Below are 18,028 nucleotides of genomic sequence, written 5' to 3'. Positions count from 1 at the left end.
GGTAGACTCCGCCGCCATTATGATCCGACTTCAAAGCCTAACATTACAGCGTGGCCCGCAACGTCTTCTCGAAGACGCCGAGCTGACCCTGCACGCCGGTCACAAAGCCGGCCTGATCGGTGCCAACGGTGCCGGTAAATCCACGTTGTTCGCCCTGTTGCTGGGTGAGCTGACCCCGGATTCCGGGGACTGCTTGCTGCCGGCCGACTGGCGCATCGCCCATATGCGCCAGGAGATCGACACCCTCGACCGCATTGCGATCGACTACGTGCTCGATGGCGACCTGCGCCTGCGCCAGGTGCAACACGACCTGGCCGAGGCCGAGAAAGCCCAGGACGGTGCGGCTCAGGCCCGCCTGCACTCGGAACTCGACAGCGCCGACGGCTACACCGCCGACGCCCGTGCCCGCAAGATGCTGGCCGGTCTCGGCTTTACCAATGAGCAGATGGACCGCCCGGTCGCCGACTTCTCCGGTGGTTGGCGCATGCGCCTGAACCTGGCTCAGGCGCTGATGTGCCCGTCGGACCTGTTACTGCTCGACGAACCGACCAACCACTTGGACCTCGATGCGATCCTGTGGCTGGAAGACTTCCTCAAGAGCTACCCAGGTACCTTGCTGCTGATTTCCCACGACCGGGATTTCCTCGATGCCGTGGTCGACAACATCGCCCACGTCGAACAGAAGAAAATCACCCTTTACCGTGGCGGCTACACCGCGTTCGAACGCGCGCGTGCCGAGCGTTTGGCGCAGCAGCAGCAAGCTTTCGAGAAGCAGCAGGCGCAACGCGCGCACATGGAAAGCTACATCGCCCGGTTCAAGGCCCAGGCCACCAAGGCCCGTCAGGCCCAGAGCCGGATCAAGGCGCTGGAGCGCATGGAAGAGCTGTCGGCGGCCCACGTTGATTCGCCGTTCGACTTCGTATTTCGTGAGTCGGTGAAGATCTCCAGCCCGTTGCTGGACCTGTCGGATGCGCGTCTGGGGTATGGCGACAAAACCATTCTGGAGAAGGTCAAGCTGCAGCTCACGCCGGGCGCACGTATTGGTTTGCTCGGCCCTAACGGCGCCGGCAAGTCGACACTGATCAAGAACCTGTCGGGTGAACTGCAACCGCTGGCCGGCCGTCTGACCCGTGGCGAGAACCTGGTGGTGGGCTACTTTGCCCAGCATCAGCTGGACTCCCTCGATTCCAAGGCCAGCCCGTTGCTGCACCTGCAGCGTCTGGCGCCGACCGAGCGTGAGCAGACCCTGCGCGACTTCCTCGGTGGCTTTGACTTCCGTGGTGCGCGCATCGATGAGCCGGTATTGAATTTCTCCGGTGGCGAAAAAGCGCGTCTGGCCCTGGCATTGATCGCCTGGGACCGACCGAACCTGTTGCTGCTCGACGAACCCACCAACCACCTGGACCTGGAAATGCGCCTGGCGCTGACCATGGCTCTGCAGGAGTTCAGTGGTGCGGTATTGGTGGTGTCTCACGATCGCCACTTGCTCAAGAGCACCACCGACAACTTCCTGCTGGTGGCGGATGGCAAAGTCGAAGAGTTCGACGGCGATCTGGATGACTACGCACGCTGGCTGACGGATTATCGTCTGCGCAACGCGCCGGTCAGCAACACGCCGGTCAACCCGGATAAAACCGACAAAAAAGCCCAGCGCCAGGCCGCCGCCGCACTGCGTCAGCAGTTGGCGCCGCACAAGCGTGAAGCCGACAAGCTGGAAGCCGAGTTGGGCAAGGTGCATGAGCGCCTGGCCAAGATCGAAACCAGCCTGGGCGACAGCGCCGTCTACGAGGCGGCGCGCAAGGACGAGCTGCGCGACCTGCTGGCCGAACAGGCCAAGCTCAAGGTGCGTGAAGGGCAGTTGGAGGAAACCTGGATGGAGGCCCTCGAGCTGCTGGAAAGTCTGCAAGCGGAGCTGGAGGCGCTGTCCTGATGGAAGCGTTGCACCTGCCGTTACCGACGCAATGGGTGGAACCGGCCTGGATTGGCGTGCAAATCCTGCTGATTCTACTGGCCGGTTATCTGGCCCAGCGTTTTGTTGCCAAAGGTCTCACCCGCTTGGGTGAGCGCTACCCGTTCCCGCCGCAATTGCTGATGCCTCTACGTGGCGGCCTGCGCTGGCTGATCATGGGCAGTGCGTTGATTTTCGTGCTGGGCCGCCTGGGCGTGTCCGCCACGGTGTTGTGGACGGCGCTGTCAGGGTTTGTCGCGGTTGCCGCTGTGGCGTTCTTCGCCATGTGGTCGGTATTGTCCAACCTGCTGTGCGCTATCTTGATATTCACCGTCGGGCCGTTCCGCCTCGGTGATATCGTCGAGTTGGTGGACACCGTCGATAAGCCCGGCGTGAAGGGTCGGGTAGTGGCGATCAACCTGCTCTACACCACGCTGATCGAAGTGGAAGATGCCGGTACCGGCAGCGCGATGGTCCAAGTGCCTAACAGCTTGTTCTTCCAGCGCTCTGTGCGGCGTTGGCCGGGCACTCATGTGTTCCCGGGCGACCGCTAGCGCTCAGATCTTTTAAAAATCTATAGCCAGCCTCCGGTCGGCGGAGTTAGCTTAAGGCCTGACCGCAAACTCCCTTCTGAGGTGTGTAATGGCACTCGATACATGGCTGGCCTTTTTCCTGGCCAGTTGGATCATCTCCCTTTCCCCCGGTGCTGGCGCAATCGCGTCGATGTCCAGCGGCTTGCAATACGGTTTCCTGCGCGGTTACTGGAATGCCATTGGCCTGCAACTGGGCCTGGCGATGCAGATTGCCGTGGTAGCGGGCGGGCTGGGTGCCATTCTTGCGGCGTCTTCCACTGCGTTCTATGCGATCAAATGGTTTGGTGTGGCGTACCTGGTGTACCTGGCCATCAAGCAATGGCGTGCCCTGCCCATGGACATGAGTGATGACGCGGCGATACGCCCGATCGGCAAGCCGATGGCGATGATGTTCCGTGGGTTTCTGGTCAACGCGAGCAACCCCAAGGCCCTGGTGTTCATGCTGGCGGTGCTGCCGCAGTTCGTGAACCCGCAGGCGCCTTTGCTGATCCAGTATCTGATCCTCGGCGCGACCATGATCAGCGTCGATATGATTGTGATGGCGGGTTATACGGGGTTGGCGTCGAAAGTCTTGCGTGTGTTGCGCACGCCCAAGCAGCAAAAACGCATGAACCGCACGTTTGCCGGGTTATTCGTGGGGGCTGCGGGGTTCTTGGCCAGCTTGCATCGCGCAACGGCGTAAGGGAAGAAACGCAATTACAACGGTGGGAGCAGCAAACCTGCTCCCACATGGTTTATGGGTTGGCTTTGAAGTGGGGGCTCAGCGCAGAATCTTTGGCGCTTCATCCCTTGGCAGGTTATTGCGCAACGCAGGCTTGCCCGGGTCTTGATACCCGCCGCCCAACTGTTCCGCCAACTGTCTGGCCACATCCTCACCCAGTGCTTTCGAGACTTCCTTCACCACACGTGGCCGGTTCAGGCTGACGCGTACGTCACGGCTGTTCACCAGCTTGGTGTCCTGGCCTTCACCCATGGCGGTAAATGCCGAGGTGATTTCGAAAGTTCGGGTGTTGATCAGGCTGAAATCGACCACCAGCGTCAGGCCCAGCACCGCCGAATAGCTGTTGGTGTGGTCCAGGGCATTGATGTCCTGGGTGAAGTCGATGTCTGACAGTGTGCCGAACAGCACGTAGTCAGCCCCCTTGAAGTTACCGGCCTTGATGCGTTTGATCACGTCATAGACGTCGCCCTTGGCGTCGGCGGTGTAGGGCGTTCCCTGTACCAGTTGGAACTGGTGCGACTTGAGGATCTCGCCCTTGATATCACCGCTGAATTTACGCAGTTCGGTCTGTTCGATGTAGCTGGTACGGCTCTCGTACTCGCTGTAGTTCGACGCACCGCTGGCCTGATACGCGCTGGCCTGGAAGTTATTGCTGGCCGACACCGCGTGGATGTACTCCTCGACCCGCGCCTCGTAGGCCAGGTCGGTTACCGCGATCTTCGGGGCGGCCGAGGCGCCAAAGGCGCACAGCAGGCCGATCATGCCGATCCATGCACGCATTGTTCAGCGCTCCGTGGTTTTGCGGATTTCTTTTTCGTCCATCCATTCGGCCAGGCCGCTCTCGACGTCGATCAACTGCAGGCTGAACTTGTAGAACACGTCCTTGTAGTCCGAGCTGCGCTTGACGATGGAGCTGATGGAGCCTTCCAGGCGGTACTTGGCGGCCACCATATTGCCGGTCTTGCTCACTGTGGATTTTTTATACAGGCCGCTCTGGTTCTGCAGCTTGAGCTGGTCGACCTGGCTTTGCATTTCAGTGTTGTCGCTGGCGAAGCGCGCGGTGCCGGTCTTCATCAACTGGGTCTTGATCGACGTGGTGATCTCGCGGGTATCGATGTACTCGCTGGTCTTGTTCTTCACGTCATACACCTGCACCACCGGACGGCCTTGCAGAATGCCGGACTGCGCCAGAGAGCGGGTCATGCTTTCGGCGATCATCTGCAGGTCGGTGGAGCCGAACTCGTTGGTCACCAATTCCACGGCCTTGGTGTCGCCGTAGCTGATGTTCTTGCCGCCGAGTACCGGCGAGGTGTTGGAGCAACCGCTGGCCAGCAGGGCGACCACGGCGAGGAGCGAGAAGCGTACGAACATGGGGAAATCTCTCTGAAACAGGCTGTTAAGTTGAAGAGCAGGGGCGCGACTTAAGGCGTCTTCACTTCAAGACGGAAGTCCGCGGCCTGGGGCAAATTGGCAATGGCGGGCAGGAAGGTCGCCTGGTTGGCGTACAGGTTCAGCACTTTCCAGGTTTCTTCATCGCCCACGGGGAAGCCGTCGGCGCCCAGCCAGGCGAAGCGGTAATACATCATCTGGTTGCTGCTGGTGATGTTGCTCAGTTGCACCTTGGCCGTGAGGAAGCCGTTTTCACGGGCAACGCGAATGGCACCGACGGCGATGCCTTTGAATTTACCCATCACGACGATTTTGCTGGCGGCGCTGCCGGGCTCTGGTGGCGGTGGCGTGGCGCAGCCGGCGAGCAGGATCAGCGCGAGGGCGCCGAGGATGAAATGACGCATAACGTGCTCCTTAAGGTTGTTTGAGGGCGATGGCCTGGGTGGAAGTGCCTGGCACCACATGCGCGGCAAGGCCGCCGGCGAACACCTGGTTGCCGACTACGCGCAGAGTGATCACCTGATAGCGCTGGTCGGCCTTGACCGTCACCAGCGTCCCACCCAAGGCGTTGGGCAGGCTGACTTGGTGTTCGCCATGCTTGAGGCGCAGGCGCGTCACTTGGGTCATGTCCGGCAGGGTGCGCCAGGTGCGAGTGTCGGCGCCTTCGGTCACCGCCGAGGCGATGCCCAGCACCAGGCCTGCCATGGGGTTGGTCTTGTTCAGATTGTTTTGCGTCACGCCGCGGCTGACTGCACGCACGGTGGTGCGCAGGATGATCCCCGGCATGTCGTCACGCAGGGCGCGGCGGGACATGGCGGTGGTGCTATTGAGTGCGGTGAGGTTCTGCTGCTTGCCGTCGACGCCGATCTGGCCGAAGGTCGCGGTCGAGGTGTCTGCCTTGATGACCGGGAAGGACAACGGGGTGATGACCAAGTGGCCGTCGATCGGGATCGGCAGCGGTAGGCGGATCGAGTCACGCGCCGGGGCCAGGCCGCTCTGCACCACGATCAGCACATCGGTCTCGTCGGCGCCGACCCTGGATTTGTCCAGGTCCATCAACGCTTGCTCCAGCAACGGCGTGTTGGGGCGCAACTCGGCGGCTTTGCGATAACCCGGTGCGGCCAGGTCTTTCTCTCCCAGGGCCTCGTAGACAAAGCCTGCCAGGTAGTGGCTGAACGCACTCTGGTAGCTGTTCTTCAGGCCGACCACCTCCGGTGCGTCCAGTGCCTCTACCGGGTAGCCGCGCAGGTCTTTGATCTGGGTGGTTACGCCCTGGCGCTCGGCCTCGTTTTCGCGCTTGAGGTATTCCTTGTCGCGCAGGTCGGCGATAACGGCTTCGCGCTCGTGGGTCTTCTTGATTTCGGTGCGGGCGCCGTCGAAGTCATTCACGGCCAGCAGGTTCAGGGCCATCTGGGTGGTCAGCATGACCTTTTCGTAGTCGTAGCCTTCGTAGCGGCGCACCTTGTCGTTGACCAGGAAGCTGCCGAACTGGGCAAGGTACTTTTCGCTGTCGAACTTGACCGACTCTTCCCACTTGTAGACCTGCAGGTCGGCGCTGCGCCAGGCGGTCTGGCTGCCGGTGAGGTCACCCTTGGCGCGCAACAGCTCACCCTTTTCGAAGAAGTAGAGCAGGTCCTTGTCTTCGCCGGCATTGTTCTTTTCCAGCAGGGTCAGGGCGCCGTCGACGTTACCGGTGGCCAACTGCTGGTTAGTGGCTTGCAGCTCAGTGTCGTAGCTGCGAAACATCGAACAACCCGAGAGCAAGGTAACCGCCGCCAGCGTGAGCGGGGTCAAGGCGCGAAATGCCATGCAAACTTCTTCCTTGAAAGTGATAAGCAGATGTGCAAATTCCTCATAAAAACGAGGAAATAAATACCCTTTAGAAATAACAGGGCGCGGCATTATAGGCGCCATTACTGGCAAAACAATGGCTTTTTGTTATGGCTTTAAGCGCTGAATGCCATCAATCCGCGGGTGGTTTCCTAGCGCCAGATCACGAACGCCTTGAGTCAGAGCCTTTAAAGTTAAACAATGTGTTACTTCGTATTTACCTTTGAGATTCATTCATGATTGCCCCCATCCGTTTTCTCGCCTGGCTGGTGTTGCCGGCCTTGATGTCGTGCAGCTTCAATCTGCTGGCCGCGAATGCCGAGGGCGCCCCACAAGCCTTGCATTTGCTGGACTACATTGGCGCTGATTACCCACCGACGGTGGAGGCGGGCAAGGTTATCGATGAATCCGAATATCGCGAACAACTAGAGTTCCTCGGCGTGTTGCAAGGCCTGGTGGCTGAACTGCCGCAAAGGCCCGAGCGCGCGGAGTTGGTCAAAGGCGTCGACGAATTGCTAGCGGCCGTGACCGCCCACCAGGACGGCGCAGCTGTCGCTCGCCTGGCCCGTCAATTGGGCGCCAAGTTGGCGGTGGCGTATGAAGTCAGCCAGGCCCCGGTCATCACTCCCGACCCCGCGCGTGGCGCACCGCTTTACGCCCAGCATTGCTCGGTATGCCACGGCACTGCCGGTGCGGGTGATGGCCCGGCCAGTACGGGAATGACGCCGCCACCGGCCAACCTGCGAGATGCGGTGCGCCTGGACCGCCTGAGCCTCTATGCGATCTACAATACCCTCGGCCTGGGTGTTGAAGGCACTGACATGCCGTCCTTTGCCGATCAACTGGATGACCGTCAGCGCTGGGACCTGGCCACTTACATCGCGGGCTTCACGGCAGACCCGGCTGCGGCAAAAAGTGAACAACCCTTCAACCTCGCCGACCTGGCCCGCCAAACGCCTAATGAAGTGCTGGCTGCCAATGGTCCAGGCGCCGCCGCGACTTTCCGGGCCCAGCGCGCACAACCGCCACAGGTCAAGCGTGGCCCGGCACAGTTGCTCGATTACACCGCCACCACCCTGGACAAGAGCCTCGCCGCATTCCGTAACGGTGACCATGAGCAGGCTTATGACCTGTCGGTCGCCGCTTACCTTGAGGGCTTCGAGCTGGTGGAAAGCTCCCTGGATAACGTTGACGCCAACGTGCGCAAGGACACCGAGAAAGCGCTGATGGCCTACCGGCAGTCGTTGCAGGACGGCCTGCCGCTTGAGCAAGTGCAGCAGCGTCTGGACGTCGCCAAAGGCAAGCTCACCGAATCAGCTGGCTTGTTGGGCAGCGATGGCTTGAGCTGGTCGCTGAGCTATATCTCCGGGCTGTTGATTCTGTTGCGTGAAGGCCTGGAAGCCATCCTGGTGCTGGCGGCGATCCTGGCGTTCCTGCGTAACACTGGCCAGCAATCGGCGGTGCGCAGTGTGAACGTCGGCTGGGGCCTGGCGCTGTTGGCCGGTCTGGCAACGTGGGCGTTGGCGGCGTATGTGATTGACGTCAGCGGTGCCCAGCGCGAATTGCTGGAAGGCTGCACGGCGCTGTTCGCCAGTGTGATGGTGCTGTGGCTTGGCGTGTGGATGCATGACCGGCGCCATGCGGCAGCCTGGCAGGATTACATCAAGAGCAGCCTGGTCGGTGGCGGAGGGCGCTTTGGTTTTGCGCTGCTGGCGTTTTTCTCGGTATACCGTGAGCTATTCGAAGTGATCCTGTTCTACGAAACCCTGTGGCTGCAAGCCGGCCCGGCCGGGCACAACGCCGTACTGGCGGGTGGTGCTACGGCGCTGGTGCTGCTGGTGGGTCTGGCGTGGGTGATCCTGCGGGGTTCGGCGAAGCTGCCGTTGGCGCTGTTCTTTGGCATCAACGCGGCGTTGCTGTGTGCACTGTCGGTGGTGTTCGCCGGGCACGGCGTGAAGGCGTTGCAGGAAGCCGGCGTCTTCGGTACGCGGCCGGTGGCGTTTTTTGACTTCGACTGGCTGGGCATCCATGCCGATGCGTACTCGTTGAGTGCGCAGGCGTTGGCGGTGCTGGCGATTGTGGTGCTGTACGGCCGCAGCCGGCTGGCCGAAAAACGCCGTGTGGTCGCCTGATCGTGCGCGTCTGGATTGATGCAGACGCCTGCCCGCGGGCGGCCAAGGACCAAGTGGTGAAGTTCGCCCTCAAGCGCCAGTTCGAAGTGGTGCTGGTGGCAGGGCAGAGCCAGATCAAGCCGAGCTTTGCCTGTGTGAAGCTGATCGTTGTACCCAGCGGCCCGGATGCAGCGGATGACTACCTGGTGGAGCACGCGGTGCCCGGCGAGCTGGTGATCTGCAGCGATGTACCGTTGGCCGATCGCCTGGTGAAGAAGGGCGTCACCGCCCTCGACCCGCGGGGCAAGGAGTTCAGCCCGGCGAACATGAGTGAGCGGCTGGCGGTGCGCAACCTGTTCACGGATCTGCGCGAACAAGGCCAAATGGGCGGCGGCCCGCCGCCCCACGGTGATAAGGAAAAGCAGGCGTTCGCCAACTCGCTGGATCGCATCCTCACGCGGTTGATGCGAGTGGGTTAGTCGTTCTCGTGGGTCAGTTCCAGCACGCGATCCACGAGTTTGTTGATGCCTGAGGCGACCTCGCTGATGCTTTTGCCGAGCATGTAGGCGGGGGTGCTCACCAGCTTGCGAGCCTTGTCCTCGACGATATCCTCCACCGCGCAGTCGCGGTGGGTGGCGCCCATTTTATCCAGGGCGGCAGCGGTGGCGGCGTCGTTGCCGATGGTGCAGGTAACGCCGGGGCCATAGATCTTCGCGGCCAGGGCCGGCGAGATACAGATCAGACCCACCGGTTTGCCCGCTTCGGCAAAGGCTTCGGCCAGCGCCAGAACCTGCGGGTTGATGCTGCAACCGGCGCCTTCCACGGCAAAGGTCGAGAGGTTCTTCGCCGCGCCAAAACCGCCGGGCACGATCAGTGCGTCGAAGTCTTCGGCGTTGGCCTCACGGATGTCCTTCACTTCACCCCGGGCGATACGCGCCGACTCCACCAGCACATTGCGCGACTCAGGCATCTCTTCGCCGGTGAGGTGGTTGATCACGTGATGTTGCGCGATATCGGGTGCAAAACATTGGACCTGAGCGCCACGCTGGTCCAGGCGCAGCAAAGTGATGACGCTTTCGTGGATTTCTGCGCCGTCGTACACGCCACAGCCCGAAAGGATCACTGCAATCTTTTTGCTCATGAGTATTTCTCCCTATTTCGTGGCGTTAAATGTCTACTAATTTGTCACCTGTTGCCAATGGGATCTGGCGTTGCTACACCTAATCTTGATGTAACAAAAATAGACCGGACTAGCCCATGGACTTCGTGCCTTACGCGGTACCGTTTTTCATTGCCTTGATCGTGGTTGAGCTGTTGGCCGATCACTGGCGCGGCGAGCGCAACTATCGAGTGGCAGATGCCATCAACAGCCTCAGCACGGGTGTGCTGTCCACGACTACGGGGCTGTTGACCAAAGGCGTGGGGTTGCTGACCTACGCGTTTGCGCTCAAGCACTTGGCCCTGATCGAACTGTCGGTCCAGAGTGTCTGGACCTGGGTGTTCGCCTTTGTGTTTTATGACTTCTGCTACTACTGGCTGCATCGCTGCGGGCATGAGCGCAACATCCTGTGGGCCGCGCACTCGGTGCATCATCAAAGCGAGGACTACAACCTCACCACCGCCCTGCGCCAGACCAGTACCGGCTTTCTGCTGAGCTGGATCTTCTACCTGCCCCTGGCCGTGCTGGGCGTGCCGCTGGTGGTGTTTATCAGCGTGGCCTCGCTCAATCTTCTGTATCAATTCTGGGTGCACACCCGCCACGTGCCCAAGCTCGGCTGGGTCGAGTGGTTCTTCGTTACACCGTCCAATCATCGGGCCCACCATGCACAGAACGCTCTCTACATGGATCGCAACTACGGCGGGGTGTTCATTATTTGGGACCGGCTGTTCGGCAGCTTCCAGGAAGAAGACGACAACGAGCCGGTGATTTTTGGCGTGACCACGCCTTTGGCCAGCTGGAACCCGCTATGGGCCAACCTGCAGTTTTATGCGCAGCTGTGGAATGACGCACGAAGTACCGAAAGCGGGTGGGACAAGCTGCGCATCTGGTTCATGCGCACTGGCTGGCGCCCGGCGGACGTGAAGGCCAAGTACCCGATGGCCAAACCCGATTTGAGCCAGTTCCGCAAATTCGACGTGCCGCTGGATGCGCGTCAGCAGGTCTATATCGCGCTGCAGTTTGCCGCGTATGTGGGCTTTGGCAGCTATTTGATGAATTTCGCCGAGGGGCTGCCCACGGCGGCGCTGATCCTGGGATGGAGTGCGATGGCGGTGGGGCTGTTTACGTTGGGCGTCGCCCTGGAGAATCGCCCGTGGGCGCTGAAAGCTGAGCTGGTACGCCTGGGGCTGAATGTGCCACTGGTGTGGCTGGCACCGCTGGTCGGGTTATGGCCGGCCAGCAGTTTGGGCTGGCTGGGTCTGTTGAGTTACAGCTTGCTCAGCGTGATCGGCCTCTACTGTTGCAGAAGCCGGCTTACTCGGCTGGTGTCTTAGGCGTGTCGACGGGAGCCGGCTCGGCGGCGAGCCGGGCCCTTGCGTCCTCGCAGGCCTGGCGGGCAATACGGGCGTTCTTGAAGCGGCGGCGCAACCACAGGCCGAAGCCCAATAGCACCAACGCGCCCAGCACCCACAGCTCGTATTTCTTGACGCTGCCGAGCATGCCTTCCAGCACCGCGCCGAAGTGGTAAGCCGCAGCGCCCAGGGCTGCCGCCCAGACTGCAGCGCCAATCCCGTTAAGAATCAGGTAGCGCGCCGGCGGGTAGCCTGACAAACCAATCGCCACGGGCATCACAGTGCGCAGGCCGTAGACAAACCGGAAGCTCAGCACCCAGATATCCGGATGCTTACGGATATGTTCCAGGGCCTTGTCGCCCATCAATTGCCAGCGCGGCTTGCGCGCCAACAGTTTGCGGCCGTGCTTGCGCCCCAGGAAGTACCACAGCTGGTCGCCGGCGTAGCTGCCAAAGAAGGCAACGACCACCACCAGGTTGATATCCATGTAGCCACGGAACGCCAGGAAGCCTGCGAGAACCAAGATGGTCTCGCCTTCGAAGAACGTGCCTAGGAAGAGGGCAAAGTAGCCGAAGTCATGCAGAAATTGTTGAAGCATGGTCTGGGGTGCTGGCGAAATGAACGCGCAGCCTACGCCTTCGTGAACATTCATGAAAGTATCGAGATGTGTCACGAAGTGAACAATTCCTACATAAACGACGAATGCGACTGCAGGTCGCATCGATAAGCACAACTGTCATTCCTTCGTCATAATGGCCGCTTATAACTGCAACGCTCGCCCGTAAACGCGGGCTCAGGAGTCTGTCGTGAGCTTTACCCCTGCCAATCGCCTGTTCCCCGCCACTCGCCTGCGTCGCAATCGTCGTGATGATTTTTCTCGCCGCCTGGTGCGTGAAAACGTGCTGACGACGAACGATCTGATCCTGCCGGTGTTTGTGCTGGACGGTGAAAATCGCCGGGAAGCGGTGGCGTCGATGCCGGGTGTGGAGCGCTTGACCATTGATTTGCTGCTCGAAGAAGCGGCCAATTGGGTTGAGCTGGGGATTCCGGCGCTGGCGCTGTTTCCCGTGACACCCTCCGAACTCAAGTCGCTCGACGCTGCCGAAGCCTGGAACCCGCAAGGGATCGCCCAGCGCGCCACCCGTGCCCTGCGCGAGCGTTTCCCGCAGCTGGGTGTGATCACCGACGTGGCGCTGGACCCGTTCACCACCCACGGCCAGGATGGCATTCTCGACGAAGACGGCTATGTGCAGAACGACATCACCGTCGATGCACTGGTCAAGCAGGCGTTGTCCCACGCGGCAGCGGGTGCCCAAGTCGTGGCGCCGTCGGACATGATGGACGGCCGCATCCAGGCGATTCGCGAAGCCCTGGAGCTGGCGGGCCACGTCAATGTGCGGATCATGGCCTATTCGGCCAAGTACGCCAGCGCCTATTACGGCCCGTTCCGCGATGCGGTCGGTTCGGCGCTGAACCTGGGCAAGGCCAACAAGGCTTCCTATCAGATGGACCCGGCCAACAGCCATGAAGCCCTGCACGAAGTGGCGGCCGACCTGGCCGAAGGCGCCGACATGGTGATGGTCAAACCCGGGATGCCGTACCTGGACATCCTTTACCGGGTCAAAGAGGAATTCAAGGTGCCGACCTTTGTCTATCAGGTCAGCGGTGAATACGCCATGCACATGGCCGCGATCCAGAATGGTTGGTTGAGTGAAGGGGTGATCCTCGAATCCCTGACAGCCTTTAAACGTGCAGGCGCTGATGGCATTCTGACCTACTTCGCCGCCCGCGCTGCCCAATTGCTTAGAGAGCAACAATAGCCCTCACAGGAACACTCGATGAATACCGAAGGACTCTCAGAAGTTGCCGTAAAAGACGCTCACCCGGTGGTCGAACAAGTCACCGAGACCCCGCCGGAAATGGAGCCGGCTCCACCTGTCGTGGTGGTCGAGACGCCTGCGCCGGCCCCGGTGGCGGCGGTGACCAACCTGGATGACAGCAGCCTGTACATCCACCGCGAGCTGTCACAACTGCAATTCAACATCCGCGTGCTGGAGCAGGCGCTGGACGAGTCCTATCCGCTGCTGGAGCGGCTCAAGTTCCTGCTGATTTTCTCCAGCAACCTGGACGAGTTCTTCGAGATCCGCGTCGCCGGCCTCAAGAAGCAAATTACCTTCGCCCGCGAACAAGCCGGTGCCGACGGTCTGCAGCCGCATCAGGCCCTGGCGCGTATCAGTGAGCTGGTGCATGGCCACGTGGACCGCCAATACGCGATCCTCAACGATATTCTGTTGCCGGAGCTGGAAAAACATCAGGTCCGCTTCATTCGTCGCCGCCACTGGACCACCAAGATCAAGACCTGGGTGCGCCGGTACTTCCGTGACGAGATTTCACCGATCATCACCCCGATCGGCCTCGACCCTACGCACCCGTTCCCGCTGCTGGTAAACAAGAGCCTGAACTTCATCGTTGAACTGGAAGGTATCGACGCCTTCGGTCGCGATTCTGGCCTGGCCATCATCCCGGCACCGCGTCTGTTGCCACGGATCATCAAGGTACCGGAAGAGGTGGGGGGCGCTGGCGACAATTATGTATTCCTCTCGTCTATGATCCACGCGCATGCCGACGACCTGTTCCAGGGCATGAAGGTAAAAGGCTGCTACCAGTTCCGCCTGACCCGTAACGCCGACCTGGCGCTGGATTCCGAAGACGTCGAAGACTTGGCCCGAGCCCTGCGCGGCGAGCTGTTCTCGCGTCGCTACGGTGACGCGGTGCGCCTGGAAGTGGCTGATACTTGCCCGAAACACCTGTCGGACTACCTGCTCAAGCAGTTCAACCTCAGCGAGAGCGAGCTGTATCAGGTCAATGGCCCGGTGAACCTGACGCGCCTGTTCAGTATCACCGGCCTGGACAGCCATCCGGAGCTGCAATACACGCCGTTCACGCCGCAGATCCCGAAGTTGCTGCAAAACAGCGAGAACATCTTCAGTGTGGTGAGCAAGCAGGACATTCTGCTGCTGCACCCGTTCGAGTCCTTTACCCCGGTGGTCGACCTGCTGCGCCAGGCCGCCAAGGACCCGCATGTATTGGCGGTGCGCCAGACCCTGTACCGCAGCGGCGCCAACTCGGAAATCGTCGATGCGCTGGTAGACGCCGCGCGTAACGGCAAGGAAGTCACCGCGGTGATCGAGCTGCGTGCGCGGTTCGATGAAGAGTCCAACCTGCAACTGGCGAGCCGCCTGCAAGCGGCCGGTGCGGTGGTGATCTACGGCGTGGTGGGCTTCAAAACTCACGCCAAGATGATGCTGATCCTGCGCCGCGAAGCTGGCGAGATTGTGCGCTACGCCCACCTGGGCACCGGTAACTACCACGCCGGCAACGCCAAGCTCTACACCGACTACAGCTTGCTGACGTCCGACGACGCCTTGTGTGAAGACGTCGGCAAATTGTTCAGCCAGTTGATTGGCATGGGCAAGACCTTGCGCATGAAGAAGCTGCTGCACGCGCCGTTCACCCTGAAGAAGGGCATGCTCGACATGATTGCCCGGGAGACCCAGTTCGCCCTCGACGGCAAGCCGGCGCACATCATTGCCAAGTTCAACTCGCTGACTGATCCGAAGATCATCCGCGCGCTGTACAAGGCCAGCCAGTCCGGTGTGCGCATCGACCTGGTGGTGCGTGGCATGTGCTGCCTGCGCCCGGGCATTGTCGGCGTGTCGCATAACATCCATGTGCGCTCGATCATCGGCCGCTTCCTGGAGCACACGCGGGTGTTCTACTTCCTCAACGGCGGCGAGGAGCAGATGTTCCTTTCCAGTGCGGACTGGATGGAACGCAACCTCGACAAGCGTGTGGAGACCTGCTTCCCGGTGGAAGGCAAGAAGCTGATCATGCGGGTCAAGAAGGAGCTGGAAAGCTACCTCACCGACAACACTCACAGCTGGAGCCTGCAGTCGGACGGCCGATACGTGCGCAACACGCCGACCGGCAACCAGAACCCGCGCAGCGCGCAGGCGACGTTGCTGGAGAAGCTGGGTAGCCCGATTCTGGCGGTGAATTAATAGTCAATACGGACTAACAATGTGGGAGGGGGCTTGCTCCCGATTGCAGTGGGTCAGTTGATGAATAGGTCAACTGACACTTCGCTATCGGGAGCAAGCCCCCTCCCACATTTGTTTTGCAGTGCGCTTTAGCGCAGGTTCAGGCTGAACCCAACCCGCGTCAGCCACTCCGCTTCCTGGGCGAAGTCCGCCTGGGTCAGCTGGTTTTCGTCCAGCCAGCCTTTGGGGAACACCACGTCGAGGCTGTCGCCGTTGGCGCGCAGGGTGACCTGGGGCATTTCCTGTGTGCCACGGATGTGGTGGAACAGGATCGCAAAGCGCAGCAGCACGCACAGGCGGATCAGCTTGATGCCTTCATCGCCGAACTCGGCAAACTTGTCCTTTGGAATGTTGCGGCGATGGCCACGCACCAGCAGCGCGAGCATCTGTTGGTCTTCGCGGGAGAAACCGGCGAGGTCCGAGTGCTCGATCAGGTAGGCGCCATGTTTGTGGTAATGGTAGTGGGCGATGTCCAGGCCCACTTCATGCACCTTGGCTGCCCAGCCGAGCAGTTCGCGCCAGACGCCGTCTTCCAGGTCCCAGTCCTCGGCCACCTGGTCGAAGGCGTGCAGCGCTTTGCGCTCCACGCGGGCTGCCTGTTCCAGATCGACGTGATAACGCTCCATCAATGAGGTAAGGGTGCGCTCACGCACGTCTTCGTGATGATGGCGGCCCAGCAGGTCGTACAGCACGCCTTCACGCAGGGCGCCATCGCAGTGGTCCATGCGTTGCAGTTCGAGGGCGTCGAAGATCGCTTCGAGAATCGCCAGGCCTGCCGGGAAGATGGTGCGGCGATCAGGCTTGATGCCATCGAAGTCGATTTTCTCGGCATCGCCCAGTTTGAACAGCTTGCGCTTGAGCCACGCGAGACCTTCGGCGTTGACCTCGCCGGTGCCATGGCCGCCGGCCTTCAGCGCCAGGCCGATGGCACGGATGGTGCCGGATGAGCCGATGGCCTCATCCCAGGTCAGGCGGTGCAGGGCGTGCTCGATGCTCATGATCTCCAGTCGCGCGGCCGTGTAGGCCTGGGCATAGCGTGCCGGAGTGATCTTGCCGTCCTTGAAATAGCGCTGGGTAAAGCTGACGCAGCCCATTTGCAGGCTCTCGCGCAGCAGCGGCTCGAAACGCTGGCCGATAATGAACTCGGTACTGCCACCGCCGATATCCGCCACCAGGCGCTTGCCAGGCGTGTCAGCCAGGGTGTGGGAGACACCCAGGTAGATCAGGCGTGCTTCTTCACGGCCGGAAATGACTTCTACCGGGTGGCCGAGGATTTCCTCGGCGCGGCGGATGAATTCACCGCGGTTGCGCGCTTCACGCAGGGCGTTGGTCCCAACGATTCGCACGGCGCCCAAAGGCATGCCATTGATCAGCTGGGCAAAGCGCTTGAGGCAATCGAGCCCGCGTTGCATGGATTCTTCATTGAGCTGGCGCTCGTCGTCGATCCCGGCAGCCAGTTGTACTTTTTCGCCGAGCCGCTCGAGGATGCGGATTTCGCCGTTCTGGGCCTTGGCCACGACCATGTGAAAGCTGTTGGAGCCCAGGTCGATGGCGGCGATCAGGGACAGATTCTTGGCTTGGGATTGCGGCATGGTTTGGGGGTCTCGGTCGATAACCTCACCATCGTGCCACGATCGACCGCTGGCGCCAACGCGTTGTGCTTCAGTAATTTTCCTGAGGCTGTCTGTGGGGAATTCCTTTAGTAAAGGTAGGGCGGTTTTATAAGTGCGTGCCGACTAAGTTCTTCGACGTTGTAGTGTGTTTTTATTATCGGCGGTCATAAGGTGGTTTGTGAAATTTCCGACAGTGAGCGATTCGATATCTCCTTCATTATTTTATTGGGAACTACATTGTGGCTGGTTTAATGGAGGGTGTTTGTTTTTATCATTCCCACAGTTATTGTCGTGTTATCTGATTCTTTAATGAAGTGCCAAAGCGACACACTGTCATCCGGCAATTCTGCCGAGGTGGCATTTATTTATCGTTGTGCACGTCCCGGAAGATAAATCGTTGGGCGATGGAGTCGCCAAGACACAAATAAAGAACACCTGATAACTTTTTTAGTGACAGGATGAACATGAAAAAAATTGTTGGCTTGACTCTCGGTATTGCGTGCCTGGCTGCGGCCTTAACTGCCCAGGCGACTACCAATACCAGCGCCCAGTTGGTCGTCAGGGGGACGATCACACCGGCAGCCTGTAACCTCAGCCTGGCCGGCAGCGGTATCATCGATTACGGCACGATTCGCTCGGGCGAATTGTCCCAGACTGCATTCAATCCGCGCGAAGAGAGGAGCACTTCCCTGATCGTCAATTGTGGCACGACGCCTGCCAGGTTCGGCATCACCTTTACCGATCTGCAAGCAGGCAGCAAGGTGCCGGGCATCCTGGGTGCCGGCTTTACTGAAGCGCAGAATTTCGGGTTGGGGGCTGTAGGCGCCCGTCGCACCGGTGGCTATTCGGTCACCCTCAGGGATCTGCGATCGTCCAGCATAGCGCTGTATCCGATCATGCGTATCGGCGCTGGCGCCTGGAATAACAGCGATGGCAAGGTTGCCCAATCGCCCGCCCAGTACTCCTGGCGCAACGGCGCTACCTTTACACCCACCGCCGTTAACCAATTGACGGGCACACTTGCAGTCAAGGCTGTCATCAACCGAGCCCAGGACCTGGACCTGAGTCGAGACGTCTCTATTGATGGGCGCGCCACGCTTGTATTGAGTTACATCTAAGTAACGTTAAACAGCCAGCCAAGAAGCTTATTGTTTCTTGTTGGCTGTTTTTCTGTGGGCGCTTGACGGCCAATGGACAACTTTATTAGTTGCG

Annotated in this window: 16 protein-coding genes; 9 read left to right on the top strand and 7 right to left on the bottom strand. The window is 60.4% G+C overall.

The annotated features are described in order from the left end of the window. Nucleotides 1-19: 19 nt before the first annotated feature. From A7D21_RS04400 to A7D21_RS04390, 3 genes are all read left to right on the top strand, one after another. A complete protein-coding gene (locus tag A7D21_RS04400; protein ID WP_053258610.1) occupies nucleotides 20-1,930 on the top strand; it encodes an ATP-binding cassette domain-containing protein in 1,911 nt (636 codons plus the stop codon). Further along, nucleotides 1,930-2,502 carry a mechanosensitive ion channel family protein gene (locus A7D21_RS04395; protein ID WP_053258609.1) on the top strand — a complete coding sequence of 191 codons (573 nt, stop codon included), beginning with the start codon at nucleotides 1,930-1,932 and terminating at the stop codon, nucleotides 2,500-2,502. Before A7D21_RS04400 ends, A7D21_RS04395 begins: the two co-directional genes overlap by 1 nt. An 88-nt stretch (nucleotides 2,503-2,590) precedes the next feature. After that, nucleotides 2,591-3,223: a LysE family transporter gene (locus A7D21_RS04390; protein ID WP_053258608.1), complete on the top strand. Its 633-nt coding sequence runs from the start codon at nucleotides 2,591-2,593 to the stop codon at nucleotides 3,221-3,223. Nucleotides 3,224-3,301: 78 nt separating this feature from the next. Here A7D21_RS04390 and A7D21_RS04385 read toward each other — a convergent pair whose 3' ends face one another. The 4 genes from A7D21_RS04385 to A7D21_RS04370 are packed head-to-tail and all read right to left on the bottom strand — an operon-like array spanning nucleotide 3,302 to nucleotide 6,460. Next, complete coding sequence (locus A7D21_RS04385; protein WP_069551138.1) at nucleotides 3,302-4,042, bottom strand: penicillin-binding protein activator LpoB; 741 nt, start codon at nucleotides 4,040-4,042, stop codon at nucleotides 3,302-3,304. A 3-nt stretch (nucleotides 4,043-4,045) separates the two neighbouring features. Beyond that, nucleotides 4,046-4,633, bottom strand: coding sequence for a penicillin-binding protein activator LpoB (lpoB, locus tag A7D21_RS04380; protein ID WP_053258606.1), 588 nt, complete (start codon nucleotides 4,631-4,633; stop codon nucleotides 4,046-4,048). A 50-nt stretch (nucleotides 4,634-4,683) separates the two neighbouring features. After that, a complete protein-coding gene (locus A7D21_RS04375) occupies nucleotides 4,684-5,055 on the bottom strand; it encodes a YcfL family protein (protein WP_003214024.1) in 372 nt (123 codons plus the stop codon). A 10-nt stretch (nucleotides 5,056-5,065) separates the two neighbouring features. Then, on the bottom strand, nucleotides 5,066-6,460 hold the full coding sequence (locus A7D21_RS04370; protein ID WP_053258605.1) for a COG3014 family protein: 1,395 nt from the start codon (nucleotides 6,458-6,460) through the stop codon (nucleotides 5,066-5,068). Nucleotides 6,461-6,717: 257 nt separating this feature from the next. Here A7D21_RS04370 and A7D21_RS04365 point away from each other — a divergent pair, with 257 nt between their 5' ends. Together A7D21_RS04365 and A7D21_RS04360 are read left to right on the top strand one after the other, a co-directional pair. Further along, a complete protein-coding gene (locus A7D21_RS04365; RefSeq protein WP_053258604.1) occupies nucleotides 6,718-8,613 on the top strand; it encodes an FTR1 family protein in 1,896 nt (631 codons plus the stop codon). Between the two features lie 2 nt (nucleotides 8,614-8,615). Next, complete coding sequence (locus tag A7D21_RS04360; RefSeq protein ID WP_053258603.1) at nucleotides 8,616-9,071, top strand: YaiI/YqxD family protein; 456 nt, start codon at nucleotides 8,616-8,618, stop codon at nucleotides 9,069-9,071. Here the strand turns inward: A7D21_RS04360 and elbB are convergent. Next, on the bottom strand, nucleotides 9,068-9,733 hold the full coding sequence (elbB, locus tag A7D21_RS04355) for an isoprenoid biosynthesis glyoxalase ElbB (RefSeq protein ID WP_053258602.1): 666 nt from the start codon (nucleotides 9,731-9,733) through the stop codon (nucleotides 9,068-9,070). The genes A7D21_RS04360 and elbB overlap by 4 nt on opposite strands. Nucleotides 9,734-9,849: 116 nt before the next feature. Here elbB and A7D21_RS04350 point away from each other — a divergent pair, with 116 nt between their 5' ends. After that, nucleotides 9,850-11,085 carry a sterol desaturase family protein gene (locus A7D21_RS04350; protein WP_069551137.1) on the top strand — a complete coding sequence of 412 codons (1,236 nt, stop codon included), beginning with the start codon at nucleotides 9,850-9,852 and terminating at the stop codon, nucleotides 11,083-11,085. Here A7D21_RS04350 and A7D21_RS04345 read toward each other — a convergent pair. Beyond that, a complete protein-coding gene (locus A7D21_RS04345) occupies nucleotides 11,066-11,701 on the bottom strand; it encodes a DedA family protein (protein ID WP_053258814.1) in 636 nt (211 codons plus the stop codon). The two genes, A7D21_RS04350 and A7D21_RS04345, sit on opposite strands and share 20 nt — an antisense overlap. A 208-nt stretch (nucleotides 11,702-11,909) precedes the next feature. On the opposite strand from A7D21_RS04345, the gene hemB reads away from it, so the two are divergent. Both hemB and ppk1 read left to right on the top strand, forming a co-directional pair. After that, a complete protein-coding gene (gene hemB / locus A7D21_RS04340) occupies nucleotides 11,910-12,923 on the top strand; it encodes a porphobilinogen synthase (protein ID WP_064454667.1) in 1,014 nt (337 codons plus the stop codon). Between the two features lie 18 nt (nucleotides 12,924-12,941). After that, nucleotides 12,942-15,164, top strand: a complete 2,223-nt coding sequence (ppk1, locus tag A7D21_RS04335; RefSeq protein WP_053258599.1) for a polyphosphate kinase 1 — start codon at nucleotides 12,942-12,944, stop codon at nucleotides 15,162-15,164. A gap of 128 nt (nucleotides 15,165-15,292) precedes the next feature. Here ppk1 and ppx read toward each other — a convergent pair whose 3' ends face one another. After that, entirely contained in the window at nucleotides 15,293-16,795 is a 1,503-nt protein-coding gene (gene ppx / locus A7D21_RS04330) for an exopolyphosphatase (RefSeq protein WP_016978945.1), read from the bottom strand. A 485-nt stretch (nucleotides 16,796-17,280) separates the two neighbouring features. Between ppx and A7D21_RS04325 the strand changes: the two genes are divergently transcribed. Continuing rightward, a complete protein-coding gene (locus A7D21_RS04325; RefSeq protein WP_053258598.1) occupies nucleotides 17,281-17,934 on the top strand; it encodes a DUF1120 domain-containing protein in 654 nt (217 codons plus the stop codon). Nucleotides 17,935-18,028 lie beyond the last annotated feature (94 nt).

The organism is Pseudomonas sp. AP19 (genome assembly GCF_001728855.1).
In the GTDB taxonomy this organism is placed as follows: Bacteria; Pseudomonadota; Gammaproteobacteria; order Pseudomonadales; family Pseudomonadaceae; genus Aquipseudomonas; species Aquipseudomonas fluorescens.
The sequence above is the reverse complement of the archived record's forward strand: the minus strand, read 5'-3'. Positions and strand labels throughout refer to the sequence as shown.